Annotated in this window: 16 protein-coding genes; 10 read left to right on the forward strand and 6 right to left on the reverse strand. The window is 58.5% G+C overall.

Features of this window, described 5'->3' with window-relative positions; genetic code table 11:
* The first annotated feature begins 14 nt into the window (after positions 1–14).
* The 3 genes from ACR0DK_RS18815 to ACR0DK_RS18825 all read left to right on the forward strand — a co-directional run bounded on the left by ACR0DK_RS18815 (position 15) and on the right by ACR0DK_RS18825 (position 3,916).
* Positions 15–1,283 (forward strand): cytochrome-c peroxidase, encoded by a 1,269-nt coding sequence (locus ACR0DK_RS18815; protein ID WP_480737582.1) that lies wholly within the window; start codon positions 15–17, stop codon positions 1,281–1,283.
* 75 nt (positions 1,284–1,358) lie between these two features.
* A complete protein-coding gene (locus ACR0DK_RS18820) occupies positions 1,359–2,744 on the forward strand; it encodes a bifunctional enoyl-CoA hydratase/phosphate acetyltransferase (protein WP_480737584.1) in 1,386 nt (461 codons plus the stop codon).
* The gene (locus tag ACR0DK_RS18825; protein ID WP_480737586.1) at positions 2,744–3,916 is read left to right on the forward strand and encodes an acetate/propionate family kinase; all 1,173 of its coding nucleotides are present in this window, start codon (positions 2,744–2,746) and stop codon (positions 3,914–3,916) included. Before ACR0DK_RS18820 ends, ACR0DK_RS18825 begins: the two co-directional genes overlap by 1 nt.
* A gap of 213 nt (positions 3,917–4,129) precedes the next feature.
* Here ACR0DK_RS18825 and gph read toward each other — a convergent pair whose 3' ends face one another.
* Complete coding sequence (gene gph, locus ACR0DK_RS18830; RefSeq protein WP_170398355.1) at positions 4,130–4,792, reverse strand: phosphoglycolate phosphatase; 663 nt, start codon at positions 4,790–4,792, stop codon at positions 4,130–4,132.
* Between the two features lie 225 nt (positions 4,793–5,017).
* On the opposite strand from gph, the gene hemP reads away from it, so the two are divergent.
* Both hemP and ACR0DK_RS18840 read left to right on the forward strand, forming a co-directional pair.
* The gene (gene hemP / locus ACR0DK_RS18835; protein WP_223117384.1) at positions 5,018–5,185 is read left to right on the forward strand and encodes a hemin uptake protein HemP; all 168 of its coding nucleotides are present in this window, start codon (positions 5,018–5,020) and stop codon (positions 5,183–5,185) included.
* Positions 5,182–5,658: a hypothetical protein gene (locus tag ACR0DK_RS18840; protein ID WP_170398361.1), complete on the forward strand. Its 477-nt coding sequence runs from the start codon at positions 5,182–5,184 to the stop codon at positions 5,656–5,658. Before hemP ends, ACR0DK_RS18840 begins: the two co-directional genes overlap by 4 nt.
* Positions 5,659–5,704: 46 nt before the next feature.
* Here ACR0DK_RS18840 and ACR0DK_RS18845 read toward each other — a convergent pair whose 3' ends face one another.
* The 3 genes from ACR0DK_RS18845 to ACR0DK_RS18855 all read right to left on the reverse strand — a co-directional run bounded on the left by ACR0DK_RS18845 (position 5,705) and on the right by ACR0DK_RS18855 (position 10,558).
* Complete coding sequence (locus tag ACR0DK_RS18845) at positions 5,705–8,770, reverse strand: aminotransferase class III-fold pyridoxal phosphate-dependent enzyme (RefSeq protein WP_480737589.1); 3,066 nt, start codon at positions 8,768–8,770, stop codon at positions 5,705–5,707.
* 105 nt (positions 8,771–8,875) lie between these two features.
* Positions 8,876–9,802: an NAD(P)-dependent oxidoreductase gene (locus tag ACR0DK_RS18850; RefSeq protein WP_480459897.1), complete on the reverse strand. Its 927-nt coding sequence runs from the start codon at positions 9,800–9,802 to the stop codon at positions 8,876–8,878.
* 114 nt (positions 9,803–9,916) lie between these two features.
* Positions 9,917–10,558, reverse strand: a complete 642-nt coding sequence (locus ACR0DK_RS18855) for a pyridoxamine 5'-phosphate oxidase family protein (RefSeq protein ID WP_480737591.1) — start codon at positions 10,556–10,558, stop codon at positions 9,917–9,919.
* A 219-nt stretch (positions 10,559–10,777) separates the two neighbouring features.
* Here ACR0DK_RS18855 and ACR0DK_RS18860 point away from each other — a divergent pair, with 219 nt between their 5' ends.
* Both ACR0DK_RS18860 and ACR0DK_RS18865 read left to right on the forward strand, forming a co-directional pair.
* A complete protein-coding gene (locus ACR0DK_RS18860) occupies positions 10,778–11,935 on the forward strand; it encodes an acyl-CoA dehydrogenase family protein (RefSeq protein WP_170425647.1) in 1,158 nt (385 codons plus the stop codon).
* A 216-nt stretch (positions 11,936–12,151) separates the two neighbouring features.
* Complete coding sequence (locus ACR0DK_RS18865; RefSeq protein ID WP_170625426.1) at positions 12,152–12,904, forward strand: nuclear transport factor 2 family protein; 753 nt, start codon at positions 12,152–12,154, stop codon at positions 12,902–12,904.
* 7 nt (positions 12,905–12,911) lie between these two features.
* Here ACR0DK_RS18865 and ACR0DK_RS18870 read toward each other — a convergent pair whose 3' ends face one another.
* Positions 12,912–13,811 carry a LysR substrate-binding domain-containing protein gene (locus tag ACR0DK_RS18870; RefSeq protein ID WP_480737593.1) on the reverse strand — a complete coding sequence of 300 codons (900 nt, stop codon included), beginning with the start codon at positions 13,809–13,811 and terminating at the stop codon, positions 12,912–12,914.
* A gap of 217 nt (positions 13,812–14,028) precedes the next feature.
* Here ACR0DK_RS18870 and ACR0DK_RS18875 point away from each other — a divergent pair, with 217 nt between their 5' ends.
* Genes ACR0DK_RS18875 through ACR0DK_RS18885 form a run of 3 tightly spaced genes read left to right on the forward strand, consistent with a single transcriptional unit; the run spans position 14,029 to position 18,565 of the window.
* Positions 14,029–16,221, forward strand: a complete 2,193-nt coding sequence (locus tag ACR0DK_RS18875; protein WP_480737595.1) for a dehydrogenase E1 component subunit alpha/beta — start codon at positions 14,029–14,031, stop codon at positions 16,219–16,221.
* Positions 16,218–17,252: an ACP S-malonyltransferase gene (locus tag ACR0DK_RS18880; protein WP_480737597.1), complete on the forward strand. Its 1,035-nt coding sequence runs from the start codon at positions 16,218–16,220 to the stop codon at positions 17,250–17,252. The genes ACR0DK_RS18875 and ACR0DK_RS18880 overlap by 4 nt, the downstream gene beginning before the upstream one ends.
* Before the next feature lie 41 nt (positions 17,253–17,293).
* The gene (locus tag ACR0DK_RS18885) at positions 17,294–18,565 is read left to right on the forward strand and encodes an NAD(P)/FAD-dependent oxidoreductase (RefSeq protein WP_480737599.1); all 1,272 of its coding nucleotides are present in this window, start codon (positions 17,294–17,296) and stop codon (positions 18,563–18,565) included.
* A gap of 2 nt (positions 18,566–18,567) precedes the next feature.
* Here ACR0DK_RS18885 and ACR0DK_RS18890 read toward each other — a convergent pair whose 3' ends face one another.
* Positions 18,568–19,269, reverse strand: a complete 702-nt coding sequence (locus ACR0DK_RS18890) for an SDR family oxidoreductase (RefSeq protein ID WP_480737600.1) — start codon at positions 19,267–19,269, stop codon at positions 18,568–18,570.
* Positions 19,270–19,346: the final 77 nt, after the last annotated feature.

Below are 19,346 nucleotides of genomic sequence, written 5' to 3' on the forward strand. Positions count from 1 at the left end.
GGGTTGCTTTCCTCTTGGCAGGGGCTGCGGCAGCTCAGGAATTGCCGCGCCCGCTGACGGATGACGATTTCATCCCCTTTGATATGGAACAGGCCGCTATCGGTCATCAACTGTTTTACGATCCCATTTTGTCGGGAAACCGGAACATAAGCTGCGCCCATTGCCATCACCCGGATTTCGGCACCTCGGACGGCTTGTCGCTTGGCATCGGAGAAGGCGGGATGGGCTTGGGGCCAGACCGGACGCCGGGCATCGGAGCGGACAAAATCCGCAAGCGAATTCCCCGCAATTCGCCGGGGCTTTGGAACCTTGGTGCAAAGGAACTTCACACGGTTTTCCATGATGGCCGTCTGAGTATCTCTGACGTCTACGGTAACGGTTTCAACTCACCCGCGCAGGAGTGGTTGCCGGACGGCTTGAATTCGCTGCTGGCCGCGCAGGCGCTTTTCCCGCTGACTTCGCAGTTTGAAATGGCCGGGAATGTGGCCGAAAATCAAGTCACCGGCGCGGTGCATGACCGCATCGACAAGGGCTGGCCGATCCTCGCCAAACGGGTACGCACCGATCCGCGCTATGGGCCCGCCATGGTCAAGGCATTCGATGACATCGACACGACCGAGGACATCACGATCACCCAAGTAGCCAACGCGCTGGCGGCATTCATGGCGCTGGAATGGCGCAGCATGGACAGCCCGTTCGATCAATATCTGGCCGGAGATAACACAGCCCTGACGCCTCGGCAAAAGGACGGCATGACCCTGTTTTATGGTGAGGCAGGTTGCGCAAACTGCCATTCCGGCCCGTTGCTATCGGATCAAAAATTCCACGCGCTGAGCCTGCCGCCATTTGGACCGGGCAAGACCCGCCAATGGGACCCCTATGCCCGCGACGTGGGTCATATGGGTGAAAGCAACCGTCTTGAGGACGCCTATCGTTTCCGCACACCGATGCTGCGCAATGTGACAGAGACGGCGCCCTATGGTCACAACGGTGCCTTTCCCGATCTGGAAGGCATTATTCGCCACCACTTGAACCCATCTCAGAGCCTCGCTGCCTGGACCCCTGATTTGGCCGGGCTGCCCAACGTGCCGTGGCTTGAGTATGTGGATTTCATCGTCTGGCAGGACCGGTTTGAGATGGAGCGTCATCGCCAGAAAATTGACATCGAACCGCTGGAACTGACCGATGCCCAGGTCGCAGATCTGGTGGCGTTCATGGGAGCATTGACCGGGACCACACTGGATGCGCCACTGTTCGGTGTGCCAGATGGGTTTGAGCCCTAGAAACCCACCAAACGTCATTGGAAATTTACGTGAAATCTCATAATGATCGGTGCAAAACAGCCGCCGAGAGTTTCAATGCAGTATCACAACAAGCCCTTTGATCAGCTTCAGATCGGAGACACCGCCGAGTTGACCCGGTTCTGCACAGAGGATGATTTTTATGCCTTCGCATCGAATTCCGGCAACCATAACCCTTTGAACCTGGCCGACGAAGATGGGGACGGTGATAACGTAAACGAGGCGATCGCGCCCGAGATGTTTCTTGGGGCTCTGATCTCGGCCGTTTTGGGGAATATCCTTCCGGGCGCGGGTACGCTGTATAAGTCGCAAAGCTTGGATTTTAGCGCCCGGGCATATGCGGGTGAAGAACTGCTGGCCAGAGTTACGGTTATCAAAAAACGCGATAACCGCGAGGTAGTTCTGGAAACTCAGGTGATGCGCCCTAGTGATGCGGCGCTGATCGTGTCCGGCATCGCGGTCGTGATCGCTCCGGAGAAAGAACTGTCATTCAATGAGATTGAAGTGCCTGGTCTGGTCGTCGAGCGGCACCGGCATTTTGATGCACTGCTCGATCGCTCGCGCCCGCTGCCTCCGATCCCCACGGCAGTTGTCGCCCCAGAAGAGCCCAACTCGCTGGGGGGGGCCTTATTGGCGGCGCGTGAAACCATCATCAAGCCGGTCCTGATAGGTGACCCCGACAAGATTGCTGCAGCAGCGCGTGAGATTGAGTTGCCCTTGGGTGACGTTGAGATCGTTCCCGTTAAGGACCATCTGGACGCCGCCAACAAAGCGGTTGATCTGGTTGTCGAAGGACATGCCGAAGCATTGATGAAGGGGCATCTTCATACGGACGAACTGCTACGGGCGGCGTTGCGGCGGGATCGTGGACTTCGCGCGGGGCGCCGTTTTACGCATGTCTTCGTCATGGATATACCCGGCCAGCCGCATCCCTTGCTGGTGACCGATGCGGCCATCAATATCGAGCCGGATCTGGAAACCAAGATCGACATCACGCAGAACGCGATCGATCTGGCAATCTCAATCGGAATTGGCGCTCCGAAAGTGGGTGTTCTGTCGGCGGTCGAGACGGTGAATCCAGCAATCCGGTCGTCGATTGATGCCGCATTGCTGTCGAAGATGGCCGAGCGGGGACAGATCAGGGGTGGCTTGGTCGATGGGCCGCTTGCCATGGACAACGCGGTCAGCCTGGCCGCGGCGCGCACCAAAGGGATCGTGTCCGAGGTGGCCGGACGGGCAGACATTCTTGTCGTACCCAATCTGGACGCAGGCAACATGCTAGCCAAGCAACTGACGTATATCGCGCACGCCGAGGCTGCCGGGGTGGTGCTGGGCGCGCGCGTACCGATTATTCTGACCAGTCGCGCAGATGGCGAAAAGGCGCGACTGGTTTCCTGTGCCGTCGCGGCCCTGCATGCGGCGCGGATGTCGGGTAAGATCTGATGGACCATATCATCACACTGAATTCAGGCTCGTCCTCGCTGAAGTTTGGGTTGTTCTCCGCGGGCGAAGCAGATCCGACCCTTGTCTGTTCGGGAGAGGTGGAACGCATCGGCAGCCGCGCGGCGCGCATCAAAGCAGAGACCACGGATGGCCGTGTGCTGGCCGATACCACATCCGAGGCGCTGCGTGATCAGGCCAGCGCCCTGGACTATATTCTGGATTTGCTGGAACGGCAGTTCCCGTCGGCGCGTGTTGCGGCTGTAGGGCATCGCATCGTGCATGGCGGACCGGATAATGACAGACCCATTCTGCTGACCTCCGAAAGCTTGCAGATGCTTGAAAAGCTAGAGCCCTTTGCGCCCCTGCACCAACCTTACAATCTGCAGGGCGCACGTACTGCGATGGACAGGTTCCCCAATGCCAAGCAGGTTGCCTGTTTCGATACCGCTTTTCACCGCCACCACCCTTGGGTCAATGACACCTTCGCATTGCCGACCGAGTATTACGATATGGGCGTTCGCCGCTATGGCTTCCACGGTCTGAGCTATGATTACATCTCGGACCATCTGGCCAAGACTGCGCCGCTGATACATGGCGGACGGGTGGTTGTGGCGCATCTTGGCAACGGTGCCTCGATGTGCGCCATGATCGGAGGTCGCTCGGTCGGTTCAAGCATGGGGTTCTCGGCCATGGATGGTTTGCCGATGGGAACGCGTTGTGGCCAGCTGGATCCGGGCGTTGTGCTGTATCTGATGGATCAGCAAGGCATGAATGCGGATGAGATCTCGGACCTTCTGTATCGTAAATCCGGGTTGCTTGGCCTTTCCGGGATGACCAATGATATGCGTACGCTTGAGGCGTCGAATACGCCGGGTGCACGCAATGCCATCAACTACTACACGTTCCGGATACGCCGCGAGCTGGGCGCTTTGGCCGCTGTGTTGGGAGGTCTGGACGCCGTCGTGTTTACCGGCGGGATCGGAGAGAACTCGACCTATATCCGTGATCGTATCTGCACTGACATGGGGTGGTTGGGTCTTGAACTGGACCACGATGCAAACGCGGACAATCTGCGCGTCATCTCGACCGACCTGTCACGTGTGAAACTGATGGTCATTCCGACGAACGAGGAACTGGTGATCGCGCGTGCCGCGGCTGAGAAAGCCGCATAAATCCCAGTTTTTAGGCTTCTGCGCGCAAAATAATTTGGAAGATCGGGGAAAAAATCGCAGCACTACGGGAATCCCCCAATTTCGCGATCCGCGCAGGTGCGTTAACTTCTCATTAACTACCGGGCCAGTGCGCCCAATCCACTTTCACTAATTTCCCCCGATGAGGGGCTGGCTTCTTACCCCCTTGGCCGGCCCCTCGACCTTTTTTGGGGTCTATGCCTGCGTCAGGATTTTCCGAACAAGTGCAGGCAGTGCGGTACTGTTATCATAGCTGAGCGTGTACGGCATGTCCGAAACCGGCGACTTTCGATATCCCTGTTCAAACAGCAAAAACGGAACCTGAGCCCGTTGCGCAGTTTCGGCATCAACCTCACTGTCGCCAACGAAGATCTGTGGGCCTGCGGCTTGAAGGGTCTTGAAACAGGCGTGCAAGTGCTCTGGATCGGGTTTGCGTATATCCAGCGTGTCTCCACCAAAGACCGTGTTGAAATAGGGTAGCAGGCCAAGTTCGCCCAGCACATGCCGGGCAGGGGCTTCGGGTTTGTTGGTGCAGACCCCAAGCGCACAGCCCATATCGCGAAGCTCATCCAGCGCCTGGATCACGCCGGGATAAACTACGGTCTGATCGCAGGCGCCTGCATTGTAGTGCTTCAGAGTAAGCTGTGTCAGGTCCTTGTGAAGCGTTGGCTCCAGCCCGCAATGCGTCATCGCCCGCTCGACCAGCTTGGGTAATCCGTTCCCCACGAATCCCCGGATCGTATCCTGAGGCAAGGAGGGGTGCCCCTGATCGTGCAGCATTCGGTTTACCGCAGCTGCAAGGTCGGCAAGGCTGTCTATCAGGGTGCCATCCAAGTCAAATACGACAACTGCTGCCATCTGCGAATCCGCCTTTGTTTGTTGATGTCCAATGCCTAGGTCGTGCTGTGCGACGGCGCAATAGAGACCCGTGGGAGCGATTGAAAAAACAGCAGCTTGACAAACCTTACTATTTTTATCAGATTAATCACACGAACAGATAGCCAGCCCAAAACAGGGTCAGCCAGATCAAGCGAAACGAAGACAGACAAGGCCAAGTGCCACAGATGCTCTGGAGATGCCCCAATGAACGCGCAAACCCCTACCTCGACCCTTAGCTATGCTGTTTCGATGCTTCCGGCCCACAAGGCGGAAGACCTCACCAAAGGCGGCAATTTGGCCCATATCGAGCTGGGCGATCAGCTTTATACGCTGCGCATCACCCGCGCAGGCAAACTGATCCTGACAAAATGAGCGGACCTTCTTCGCGTGGCGGGGCGGCTGTTGGCCGTCTGGCTGACCTGAACCCCATTGAGGCCGGAGCCGTCATGTATCTGCGGCTTTGGGGTGATGGGGTCGAAGGCCGGGCAAATGCCGCAAGCGATTTTGACATCGCGCTGGGTGCAGATCAGGGACGCGCCACGATGCTGACGCTGGACCGGCTGTGTTCACTTTGTGCACATCACGGTCGCCGTCCGCTGGTGCGTCATGGGCTGGGATGTGCATGTCTGGGCGCTGATGAGAATTGTTTTGCCCAGATGATCGGTGCCGCCTCTGAAGGGGCGCGTGAAGATGCAATGATGATGGCCTCGCTGATCGTACGGCCCGATTTCGCCCCGGCACTGGCCTCGTTGTCCGAGGAACTGGGCTTGGCGTTACGCCGGATGACCGTTTCGATCCCTTTGCCGACGACCGGGCACCACCCCCCACATTCAGTGCTCCACTGATCGACGGCGACAAAACCCCAGCAATTTCGCTGGGGTTTTGTGTTTCTTAGCAGCAGCCGCAGCCCGCATGATGATGATCGTGATCGCACATGGGGGCAGGGCTGTAGTCACCCACTTCGCCAAGAACCTCCCGCATCGCCCAAAGAATCATGTCGACGTCCTCTGCTTCGATGGTTAGCGGTGGCCGGATTTTCAGGATATTGTCCTTGGGTCCCTCGCTACCGATCAGAATGCGATGATCGCGCATCCGATTCTTGACGTAGCTGCAAACCTCACCGCTTTCCGAACCGTCAGGATTGACCAGTTCCACCCCTAAAAACAGACCCATGCCGCGTACATCGCCAACGCAGGCAAAGTCCGCTTCGATCTTTCGGAGGCCGTCCATCAGACGAGCCCCCATCACACGGGCGTTCTCTTGAAGGCCTTCATCGTCGACGATGTCCAACACCTCTTTCCCGATTCTGCAGGACAAGGTTGAGCCGCCGAAGGTCGAGAAAAACTCGATCCCGTTGTCGAAGCTTTCGGCGATCTCTTTGGTAGTGACCAGCACACCCAGCGGGTGGCCGTTGCCGATGGGCTTCCCCATTACCACTATATCAGGCAGCGCGCCCTGATGTTCAAAGCCGAAGTAATAGTCGCCCAGGCGCCCGAGGCCGGTCTGGACTTCATCGGCAATGCAGACCCCTCCGGCGGCGCGGATTTTTTCATAGACCGCAGACAGATAGCCTTTTGGTGGAATGATCTGTCCCCCGACCGAGGGGAATGTTTCAGCGATGAACCCAGCTAGGCCTTGCCCTTTTGCCTGTAATGCCGAAATCGCCGGATCAATCAGGTCAGCAAACTTCCGTGCGCGCTCGGGGTCATCACGCCGGAACGAGCCGCGATAGTCATCCGCGACCTCAATCAGTTCCACCCAATCTGCCTGCCCAATACCGCCAGGTTTGTTGAATTTGTAGGCCGAGATCGCCACCGCAGCGTTTGTGTTGCCGTGATAGCCGTGATCGGGCGTCACGATCCCTTTTGCCCCGGTGTGCGCGCGCGCCAGACGCAGAGCCAATTCGTTGGCCTCTGTCCCTGAGTTGACGAAGAAACAGACTTCAAGGTGATCCGGCAGTTTCGACAATACCTTGTCGGCAAAAGCGGTTTGCGCCGGGTGCAGATAGCGTGTGTTCGAATTCATGCGCTTCAGCTGATCCGCTGCAACCGCCTGAATACGCGGATGCGCATGGCCTACATGCGGAACGTTGTTGTAGGCATCCAGATAGGGTCGCCCCCATTCATCGAACAGGTGATGCCTCCAGCCACGCACCAGCATGACCGGGTCGTCGTATGTCAGGCTGAGATTGCCGCCGAAGTGTTCGCGCCTGTCCTGTAGGATCGCCTGCTTGTCGGTTGGTCGATAGAAAACCTTTTCATCAGGCAAGTTCAACAGTGCAGCGGGGTTGGGGCAGACCGCGTGCCAAAGCTCGAGCTCATCAGGATCCGCTACGCCCGGCCAGTCGGCCTGCATACCGTCGGTTGTCAGCGCCAGTTGGAAATGCACATGCGGGGCCCATCCGCCATTCTGACTGGCATCGCCCAGACGGGCAAAAGCTGCACCCTGAGCCACCGGGTCACCCGGTTTCAAACGCTCGCTCACCTCAGGGTCCAGATGGCCATAAAGCGTGTAGAATGCATCCCCTTCGGGCGTTTCGTGGTGCAGGATCACAACCCCGCCATAGTCGAGATGCGCGTCCCTGTTTTCAACCGCTTCGACCCGACCGCTGAGAGGTGCATGCAGCACTGTTCCGGCGGGTGCAAACACATCCACGGCCAGATGCACTGTGCGCCGATCCGACGCTTTCCACGGTCCCATGCGAAACCCCGGCTCAGCATAGATCAGGCGTGGCTCGCTGTAATACCCAAGCCAGGGACCATCCCCAAACTCCTCACCAACCCGCGCCGCCTCGTCCAGCGGCATTTGGAACGGGTTTTGAGGCCAGGTTGAGTTTTCCACCGACAGCGAGCCCATCGGTGCGTCGCTCAGATTCTGCCCGAACATCTGCGCGAATTGTCCGCGATGGCCGGACAGGTAGGCGTGAATGCGCTCGGCCCCGTCCACAACGGGCAAGCCACACGCTGCGCGCAATCGTGCGGGCATGAGCGCGCCATTGATTGCCCCATTTTCGATCAACCGCCACGCCGGGGCCTGGCTGATCGTGACATACGGATCATCCGGGTTCTCAATCGCCATCAGGGTCGAATTCACCACGGACACCGCCAAACGTGCTTGCAACAAAGGCCAGATCAGGTCGATCTCATCCGGGCGCAACCGATTGGCGGCGTGATAACCGCGTACCAGCGCAGCCAATGCGCGCTCGGGTTTAGGGTGGTCCAGAACGACATAGGCCCCGGCAATAGCCAGATCGCAAACGCGCGGCGCCGCGCACATGTCGCCAAGATCGATCAGACCCGAGATGCTGCGTCGTTCGCCCAGATTGCCTTCGACAAGGATATTGTAATCATTGGCATCATTGTGAATCGCCTGCTTTGGCAATGCACCCAGTTGATCAGAGATCGCCTCAAAATCCGCAGCGATTTGTTGAACGCGCGCGCGTCTTGCCGGATCAGAGATGGCCTCTAGTTGGTCGACGATCCAACTCGCCCGCGTCAAATCCCATTTGAAATCGGCGCGCTGCAAACCCTCGTGGGTGAACCCCTCCAGCGTCCGGTCGGTTGCGCCCAGAACACGGCCCAGTTTTAGTATCAGGTCTTCGGTCTTGGGCGCGCTGCTTGCATAGCATGCCCCCGGCAGTCGTTCCTGCAGCCAGACCAGTCGCGGTTGCCCATGTGCGTCGGCAATCTCGGGCAACATCATCCCGTTCAAATCGGGATAAACAGCAGGAAAGGGCAATCCGGGCGCTGCTGCGCTGAGATGTTCCAGCGCCTTGATCTGCAGATCGACCAATGCCGCATCGCACCCCGCGCGCATCACCTTGAGCACATAATCCTGCCCGTTGGTGGCTTCGACCAGAAAGTTGAGGTCGTACTCCCCATCCAGACGCGTCAGACGGGCGTCCAGACCCCAGTGTTCACGCAGGCGACCAGCCCAGAAAGTGTTCAAGTCGCTCATGCGCTATCTCTTGCAACTGCCACGGTGATCCTCTTCATCTGGCCAAAAATATCTTCGGGCGGAGTCGCGCCCTGGCGCGATGGGGCAGACAGCCCCCCCCTTTGCTCAGTCCAGTGCTCGCAACCTTTTGAACAACGAGGACGTATCCCACCGGCCCCCGCCAAGTTTCTGCACGTCTTTGTAGAACTGGTCGACCAGCGCCGTCACTGGTAGTGAAGCCCCGGTCTCATTGGCGGTATCTAGACAGATTCCCAGATCCTTGCGCATCCAGTCGACTGCAAAGCCATGCTCAAAATGGTCATCCAGCATGGTCTCATACCGGTTCGCCATCTGCCAGCTGCCTGCCGCGCCTTGGCTAATCACCTCGACCACAGCCCGACCATCCAGCCCAGCCTTTTCGGCAAAATGTAATGCTTCGCTCAGGCCCTGCACCAGCCCTGCAATCGCGATCTGGTTGCACATTTTGGTCATCTGACCCGCGCCGCTGTCTCCAATGCGGCGGCAGATTTTGGAATAGACCTGCATCACCGGCTCAGCAGCACGATAAGCGTCCATGTCACCGCCGCACATGATCGATAGCACACCATTTTCGGCTCCCGCCTGACCGCCCGAGATCGGGGCGTCCACAAAAGCAACCCCCTGTGTCTTGCCAGCCTCGTACAACTCGCGCGTGACCTTGGCCGAGACGGTGGTGTGATCAACAAATACCGCACCCTTGGCCATTCCGTGAAAGGCGCCATCTTCACCTGTGCAAACCATACGCAGATCGTCGTCATTGCCAACGCAGGCCATCACGAATTCGGCCCCTTCTGCGGCTTGCCGCGGTGTCAGGGCCATCGCGCCGCCATGCTGGGCGACCCAAGCCTCGGCCTTGGATGCGGTGCGGTTGTAGACGGTGACTTCGTGGCCGGCAGCCTGAAGATGCCCGGCCATCGGGTAGCCCATGACGCCTAGACCAAGGAACGCAACTTTTGCCATGTGATGATCCTCTCTGTTATCCGCTCCTGCCTCGAGCGGACGGCAGGTCGTGATGTTTAGAAAGGACAAAGCAAAGCTTGGGCCAAAGGGCAACCCTGCGTCACAATTTGCTGCCCAGATCCATAGGGATCGCGCGCCATTCGTTTCACATCTGAACTGGCGCGGATTTCAGCTTCGTATATCGCCAGCAGCTTTGAGCTCCGCCAATTCCCGCAGCAAACGCTGGTTTTCTGCTTGCAGAACAGCCAGTTGCTGACCCAAATCATTCAGATGTGGCCGAAGCTCGGCCTCGGTAAAGCGCGGCGTGATGTGGCGGGGGCAATTCCAGTCAAACGCTTCAACTTTGATGATCGCGGCCCGTTCTGCCTCGGTCTCGGAGCCTTTGATGTAAAGATCAGTTGCTGCCGCGGCACCTTCCTTGAATGTCATCCGCCCAAGAATCTTGAGACGGCGCTGGTTCGCGTAATCCATCAAGATCAACGCCACATGGTCGTTTCCATCCAGGTTGCCGCGCGAGATATATTGTTTGTTACCAGACAGGTCCGCATAGCCGATGGTGTGCGGGTCCAGCACTTTCAGAAACCCTATCGGCCCACCGCGAAACTGCACATAAGGCCAGCCGGTTTCTGAGACGGTGGCCTGATAGAACCCGTCGCGGGCGCGAATGAACGCCTCTTCGGTCGGTCCGATTTGGTAGCCCTGTTTTGGTCCTCGGCTCAGGAATTTCGCGTAGGTCGCTGCGGATCCCATCCGCTCTTGATGGGCGCGAACGGCAGGTGTGAAGGTCAGTTCAGAAAAGGCGCGGGGCATTATGCTGTCTCCTGCGTCGTCCGGGGCGTATGCGCAATATGGTCGATGATGGCCTGCTCTGTCAGGCGTGGGAACACAGATGTGAACGTTTGGCCCCAAATTCGGCAACGGTGCCAAGGACGTTGCGTAGTATCTGTCCTGGACGCCACGTCACATGGATTGGAAGGAATCACACACCCGGCTAGTTTTGGGCAAACACCTGATCTGGAGAGCTATTTGATGTCGCTTTTTACCAGCACCGCCGCCTGGGTTACTGACGAACACCGAATGTTTGCTGAAATGGCGGGCCGGTTCATGGATGATGCCTTGGTACCCAATACCGAGAAATGGGCCGAGAACGGGGCGGTTGATCGTACTTTTTGGCTGCAGGCGGGAGAGACGGGTCTGATGGCCGGTTCGATTGCTGAGGAATATGGTGGCGTCGGCGGCGGGATGGGCTTCGATTCCGTTACTTTGTATGAGCAGACTGCGCGCGGGGACGCAGGATGGGGATATGGCATCCAGTCTATCGTGACCCACTACATCACCGCTTATGGCAGTGAGGATCAGAAACAGAAGTGGCTGCCGAAACTGGCCTCGGGTGAGATGATCGGCGCGCTGGCCATGACCGAGCCGGGCACGGGATCGGATGTGCAGGCGGTGAAGACGACCGCTGAGAAGGATGGCAATTCTTATCGGCTCAACGGGTCCAAGATATTTATCACCAACGGGCAATCGGCTGATCTGGTTATCGTGGCTGCCAAAACTGACAAGTCGTTAGGGGCGAAGGGTGTCTCTCTGATTGTGGTCGAAACCGACGGGGCTGACGGATTCCGGAGGGGGCGGAACCTCAAGAAACTGGGAATGAAGGGCAACGATACGGCTGAGCTGTTCTTCGAAGACGTAAAGGTGCCAATGACCAACCTGCTGGGCCCGGAAGAGGGGCAGGGGTTCTATCAACTGATGAAGCAGTTGCCGTGGGAGCGGCTGACCATCGGGATCATGGCGCTGGGCGCGATCGATTTCGCCATATCGCAGACGGTGGAATACGTGCAGGAGCGCAAGGCGTTCGGACAGCGGGTGATGGATTTCCAGAACACACGTTTCAAGTTGGCCGAGTGTAAAACCAAGGCCGAGGTGCTGCGCAGTTTCGTCAATGACTGCATTGGTAAACTGGAGGCCGGTGAATTGGATGCCGCGACGGCCTCGATGGTGAAATACTGGGGCTCTGAGGTGCAGAACGAAGTGATGCACGAATGCCTGCAACTGTTCGGCGGCTATGGGTTCATGATGGAATACCCGATCGCGCGGCTCTATGCGGATGCGCGGGTCCAGATGATCTATGGCGGGACGAATGAAGTCATGAAAGAACTCATCGCCCGTTCGCTGGACGTCTGAACCAAAACACTCCCGCCCGTCGTCCACATTCCTTACGGAACGTCTCCTCCCGTTGGGCCAGGCAGGCGCGGACGCAGCCCGCGCCTGCCTGGCCCCCTGCCGTCCGCAAGACGCAAGGCCGAAGGCCGCGCAGGGTTTGGCTGTTGCTGGCGTTGATGCCTGACACGTCGCCTGCCATTGTGATCACGGAGTAGTCAGACCTGAAGGGAACCCGGTATGGAGAAGTCCAACAAAGATCGCATATCTGCCCTGCTCAAAAGCATCGAAACGGGCGATCCGGGTCCGGTTTCGGTGGTAAATGAAGCACGATATATCCAGCACAATCCGCAAACCCATGAAGGCAGCGAAGGGCTTGCATCCCTATTCAAACGGCTGTCCCAGACCTCACCGCGCGTGAATATCGTACGCGCCTTTGAAGACGGCGATTTTGTCTTCGCGCATACGGAATATGATTTCTCACGGCGGAATATCGGCTTCGAAGTGTTCCGGTTCGAAGACGGGCAAGCGGTAGAGCATTGGGACAATATCCAGAAACGGATGGGGCCAAACGGCTCGGATCACAGTATGGTGGATGGTCCGACCGAAGTTCGGGATGTCGAGCAAACCGAGGAAAACCGGGCCTTTGTTCGCGCCTTCGTCGAAACCGCGTTGATTGCCGGGAACCTCGACCAGATAGAGGCCTGTATCAACACTTCCGCTTACGTAGAACACAGTCCGCAGTTCTCTGATAATTTGACTGCCTTGAGGACCGCATTGGCCGATAGGAACGCCCTAAACTATCAGCATCTGCATCGGGTATTGGCGGAAGGGGATTTTGTACTGACCGTGTGCGAAGGTGAATATCAGGGCACTCACAGCGCATTTTATGATCTGTACCGCGTTGCAGATGGCAAGATCGTCGAACACTGGGACACGGTTGAGTCCATTGCACCACGCAGCGAATGGAAAAATGACAACGGCAAGTTCTAAGGCCGCGTTAGGCGTGGGTGTCTGCCCCAATCTGTTCACTGATCCAGGCTTGGAAAGACCGTAGAGGCTCGGGCATCGAGCGGTCATTCGGCCAGACCAGATAATAGCTGCCAAGGCTCACGCGCGGCCCGTCCCATGCCTGGACAAGCCGCCCGGTGCGCAAATCATCCTGCACCAGATATGACGGTAACAGAGCCACGCCCAACCCATGAATCGTGGCCTGAATCATGGTCGAAAACTGATCGAACAGCATTCCCCGTAGGCCGGTGACGGGCTGGCCCTGTATCTCAAACCAGCGCTCCCAGGCATCCGGACGCGACTCCAGATGCAGCAGTGGCGCGGCGCGGAGAGCACCCAAGCTATTGAAATTGACAGCGGTAAGGGCAGGGGCGCAGACGGGCAGGACTTCTTCCCGCATGATCGGTAAATACTGAACGCCCGCCCAGTCTTGCTGACCGAAATGGATCGCGGCATCGAATGGTTCAGACATGAAATCAAACGGTTTGAGGCGGGTACCCAGATTGACGGTGACCTCAGGGTGCCGTCGCGCAAAATCCTGAAGGCGGGGTGCCAGCCAATGCATGCCGAACGCGGGAAGGATCGATAGATCAAGTGACCCACCCGCCGGGTTGGCTTTGAGTTTCAGTGCGGCCTGCGCCAGATCCTGAACAGCAGACCTTGCGGTTTGCACATAGTCTTTGGCTGCTGGCGTCAAGTGCAATCGCATCTGGCTGCGCTCAATCAATTGCACGCCCAGCTGATCCTCCATCGTCTTCAATTGCCGGCTGATCGCGCTTTGTGTCAAGGACAGCTCAGCCGCAGCAGCAGATGCGCTGCCCAGCCGATCTACGGCTTCAAGTGCAAGCAAGGACGAGATTGAAGGCAAGAAACGGCGGGGTGCAATCATATGACAAATCCTCATACCTATTGAACGCAATAGCACTGGTTTTTTCCTGCCGCCAGAGCGATGACTGGTGCGCCACATCACTTTTGTGGTCGAGCGGGTGCCGTACCATCCGCGATCTTGAAATTCACGTCGGAGCGCGGGACAAATCAGCAAGCGGGTCGCTCCCGCGCAGAGGTTCCCCAAGGCCGATGACACCAACAAGACAAAAGCGAGAGACATGGACCGCGCCCAGATCGTACATGAGAATTTCCTGACCCGTGTCGCAAATCGTGATTTTCCCGACGGAGCCCCGCCGCGCGTCGGTCTGGGCGATGCTGAAGCCGTTTCGCTTTTCCGGTCGCAAGTTCTCAGTCGCGCGCTGGATCGGACCAGCCGGGCGATGCAGAAGGCGGGGCAGGGGTTCTACACCATCGGCTCATCTGGCCACGAAGGGATGGCCGCCGTCGCGCACGCATTGCGCCCAAGCGATATTGCCTTTCTGCATTACCGGGATGCTGCGTTTCAGATCGCGCGTGCCGAACAGGTGCCCGGTCAGCAGATCGCGTGGGATATGCTGCTAAGCTTTGCGTGCTCGAAAGAGGACCCGACCTCGGGCGGGCGGCACAAGGTGTTGGGATCAAGGGCGCTGATGATCCCGCCGCAGACCTCGACCATCGCCAGCCATTTGCCCAAAGCCGTTGGTGCGGCTTATGCGCTGGGGGTAGCCCGGCGACATGCGCCCGAACATCGCGTGTTGCCGGAAGACGGGATTGCGATGTGTTCATTTGGGGATGCCTCGGCCAATCACTCAACCGCGCAGGGGGCGATCAACGCGGCAGGCTGGACCAGTGTGCAATCGACGCCGCTGCCGCTGCTGTTCGTGTGTGAAGACAACGGTATCGGGATTTCGGTCAAAACGCCCAAGGGCTGGATTCAGGCGTCGATGGAGCATCGTCCGGGGATCAAGTATTTTCAGGCCAATGGGTTGGACATTTATGAAACCCATGCGGTCGCGAAAGAGGCTGCAGATTATGTCCGCAAGCGCAGGAAACCGGCCTTCCTGCATCTCAGAACCGTGCGGCTTTATGGCCATGCCGGGGCGGATGTGCCCACGACCTATCTGCCGAAAACTGAGGTTGAGGCGGATGAGGCCAATGATCCGCTTTTGCACACCGTACGACTGCTGGATCAGGCGGGTGCATTGTCGCCGGATCAGGCGTTGAAAATCTACAGCGATACCTGCACCCGAACGGATCGTGTGGCTACAGAGGCTGCCAGCCGTCCCCATCTTGCCAATGCGACCGAGGTGATGGCAAGCCTGATCCCGCCTAAGCGCTCTTGCATACCGACCAACGGCCCGAGCGCTGAGGCGCGGGCTAAAGCCTTTGGTGGTGACTTGCGCGCGATGGCTGATCCGCAGCCGCTCAGCCGCCTGATCAACTGGGCGCTGACCGATCTGATGTTGGAACATGCCGAGATCGTTTGCATGGGTGAAGATGTGGGCCGCAAAGGTGGCGTCTATGGCGTCACACAAAAGCTGCAGCAACGCTTTGGTCCGGACCGCGTAATTGATACGCTGCTGGATGAACAATCCATTCTGGGTCTCGCGATTGGTATGGGCCATAATGGTTTCATCCCGATCCCCGAGATCCAGTTTCTGGCCTATCTGCACAATGCCGAGGATCAGATCAGGGGGGAGGCGGCAACCCTGCCGTTCTTCTCGAACGGGCAGTTCACCAACCCTATGGTGCTGCGGATTGCGGGGCTGGGATATCAGAAGGGCTTTGGCGGGCATTTCCATAACGACAACTCTCTGGCCGTTTTGCGGGATATCCCTGGTGTCATCATCGCCTGCCCGTCGACCGGGGCCGATGCAGCACTGATGCTGCGCGAATGCGTGCGGTTGGCGCGCGAAGAGCAGCGGGTCGTGGTGTTTCTTGAACCGATCGCACTCTACCCGATGCGCGATCTGCATGCGGCGCAGGATGGCGGGTGGATGACCACCTATCCTGCGCGGGATCAGAAATTTGCGCTGGGCGAGGTGGGAGTACACGGGGACGGCACCGATCTCGCCATCGTGACCTATGGCAACGGGCATTACCTGTCGCAACAGGCCCTGCCCGAAATTGAGGCGGCGGGTCTGAAAACCCGGATTATCGATATGCGTTGGCTAGCTCCTCTGCCGGTTGAGGCTTTGCGCGAAGCCACCAAAACATGCGCGCATGTTTTGATCGTCGACGAATGCCGCAAGACCGGCAGCCAGTCCGAGGCGCTGATGACTTTCTTCGCCGAAGAAAGTCCCTCCACCCCAACCGCCCGCGTTGTGGCCGAGGATTGCTTTATCGCAACCGGCCCGGCCTATGCCGCGCCTCTTCCTTCGAAAGACGGTATCTTTGCCGCAGCGCTGGCTTTGACAGGAGTAGCCTCATGACCCGCACCGCCGTTGTGATCTGCCCGGGTCGGGGCACTTATAACAAGCCTGAGCTGGGCTATCTGCACCAACATCATTCGGATCGTATGGACTTGTTCCGCAGCTTCGACGCTATTCGCGCCGGAACCGGACAGGATGCGATTACTGCCTTGGATGGGGCTGATCGCTTTAGCGTCGGGAAGTACTCGCGCGGCGATGTGGCCTCACCCCTGATCTATGCTGCCGCGTTGGCCGATGCGCAGGCATTGGCCAACGATATTGAAGTCGTCGCCGTCACTGGTAACTCGATGGGCTGGTATATTGCGCTGGCCATCGCAGGGGCATTGACCCCTGGGAACGGGTTTCGCGTGGTCAATACGATGGGCACGCTGATGCAGAAGCACCTGATCGGCGGTCAACTGGTTTACCCATTCGTCGATGAGACATGGGCGAATGATCCTGCCCGCAAAGCCGCATTGCTGGATGAGGTGGCGAGGATCAATGCGTTGCACGATCACACTCTGGCGCTTTCCATCGATCTGGGCGGGATGCTGGTATTGGCAGGCAATGAGGCGGGTCTGACGGCGTTTGAGGCGGCACACCTCACCGTGCAGGATCGGTTCCCATTGCGGCTGGCCAATCACGCCGCCTTTCATACGGCGCTGCAGGCCCCGGTGGCGGCGGAAGGTCGGGCGCAATTGAGTTCTGATCTTTTTGCTCAGCCCAAGTTCCCGATGATTGACGGGCGTGGCAAAATCTGGTGGCCCGGCGCAACTGACACGAGTGAGTTGTGGGACTACACGCTGGGCCATCAGGTGACCGAGACCTATGACTTCACCCATGCGATCCAGACCGCCGCACGCGAGTTCGCGCCCGATCTGTTCATCGTCACCGGCCCCGGTGCAACGCTGAGCGGCGCGGTGGCGCAGTCACTAACACTGGGGCGCTGGCGGGGCATGACCGACAAGGCGTCATTCCAGTCGCATCAGGAGGCTGATCCGTTCCTCATCGCCATGGGGCGGGCTGACCAGCGCGCCCTTGCAACCAACTGAGACCAGCCTGATGATCGGCGAAACTTTGGCGAGGCCCGGGCATGCGCGACTATGATCAATCGTTATGGCGGCAGACCTGTCGCGAGCGTATCGACACGCAAAAGCTGTCTGATGACGTAAGCGTTGATCTTGCCGTGATCGGCGGTGGTTACACCGGGTGTTCTGCGGCCTTGACCGCAGCAAAAGCGGGGGCTTCGGTGTGCCTGCTCGAAGCGCATCAGATCGGCCATGGTGGATCGGGGCGGAATGTCGGTCTCGTCAACGCAGGGCTTTGGCTGCCACCCGATCAAATTCGGTCGCATCTGGGGCAAATGGCGGGGGATCGGTTGATCGATCTGCTGGCTAACGCGCCGTCAGACGTGTTCGAGTTGATTGAAGCGCACGGGATTGACTGCGAGCCTGAGCGGCAAGGCACGTTGCATTGTGCTCATTCGGCCTCGGGCTTTGGTGATCTGCGTACACGCCACGCACAGCTGAGCGCTTCTGGTGCGCCGGTCGAATTGCTCGATCCTGATGCGTCGCGCCAGCGGACGGGCAGCCCGGCAGTCCACGGCGCATTGTTTGACCCCCGCGCGGGTACAATTCAGCCGCTGGGCTATGCGGTGGGACTGGCCCGCGCCGCACAGAATGCGGGGGCGCAGATATATACGCAAAGCCCGATTCGATCTTTGCGGCAGGAAGCCGGGGTTTGGGTGCTGCAGGGGGATGGTGGAACCGTACGCGCAAGATCGGTTATTCAGGCGACCAACGCTTATCATCAGGGCATTGCTGATACGGCACCAGACTATGTGCCGGTCTATTACTTCCAATACGCCACCGCGCCGCTGTCCCATAACCTGCGGGCCAGCATATTGCCTAAAGCAGAGGGATGCTGGGATACCGGCCTGATCATGACATCCTTCCGTTTGGACCAGGCAGGACGGTTTATCATTGGCGGTATGGGCGACCTAAGCAGCGCCGGAGGATTTGCACACAAATCCTGGATCAAGCGCAAAATGGCTGCACTTTATCCGCAATTGGCGGATCAGCCGTTGATTGAGGGCTGGCATGGGCGGATTGCCATGACTTCGGATCATATTCCCAAAATCACTCTGATCGGTCCAAATGCGTTAGCCGCGCATGGGTTCTCGGGGCGTGGGATCGGGCCGGGCACCGTGTTCGGGCGTTTGATGGCCAAAAGTCTGCTCAAGGACGATCCGTCCTTGCTGCCGGTTCCGTCAGTGGCTGAGTATAGCGAAAACTGGACTGGCCTACGCCGCGCTTTCTTCGAAACCGGCGCGGCGCTGACGCATCTTGTTAAGGCGCGGTTCTGAGTTCAGACAGACCGGGTGATACCGCCATCGACGCGGATGTTCTGCCCGGTTATGTAGCCTCCGCCTTCTGAGGCGAGCATAGCCACGACCGAGGCGATCTCATCATAGCTGCGCCCGTAGCGGCCCATCGGGATGCGTGTGCGGAACTCTTCTTTTTCCGGAAGGCTGTCGATGAACCCGGGCAAGACGTTGTTCATGCGGATGTTGTCGGCGGCGTATTTGTCCGAGAACAGCTTGGTAAACGCCGCCAGCCCGGCGCGGAATACGCCCGAGGTAGGAAAAACCGGGTCCGGTTCAAACGCAGCAAAGGTTGAGATGTTGATGATCGATCCACCGCCCTGCGTTTGCATGATAGGGGTCACTAGTCGCGTAGGTCTTACGGCATTCATGAAATAGACATCCATGCCGGTGTGCCAGTCCTCATCGGTCAGCTCCAGCACCGCAGCGCGGGGCCCGTGCCCGGCTGAGTTCACCAGCACATCGATCCGCCCCCAATGGGACATTGCTGCATCGACCAGTTTCTGCAGGTCATCATTCGACTGGTTCGAGCCCGTGATGCCCACGCCACCCAATTCATGTGCCAGCGCCTCGCCCTTGCCCGACGAGGACAGGATGCCGATTTTGAAGCCATCAGCCGCCAGTCTGCGCGCGGAATCCGCGCCCATGCCGCTGCCGCCTGCGGTGATCAAAGCTACTTTTTCCATCTTCACGCTCCTATGCATTATTTCGCAAGAAGATGGCGCAGCAACCTCGATTTGACCAATCAGTTCTGTTGCGCAGT

Source organism: Ruegeria sp. CE6 (assembly GCF_056537485.1).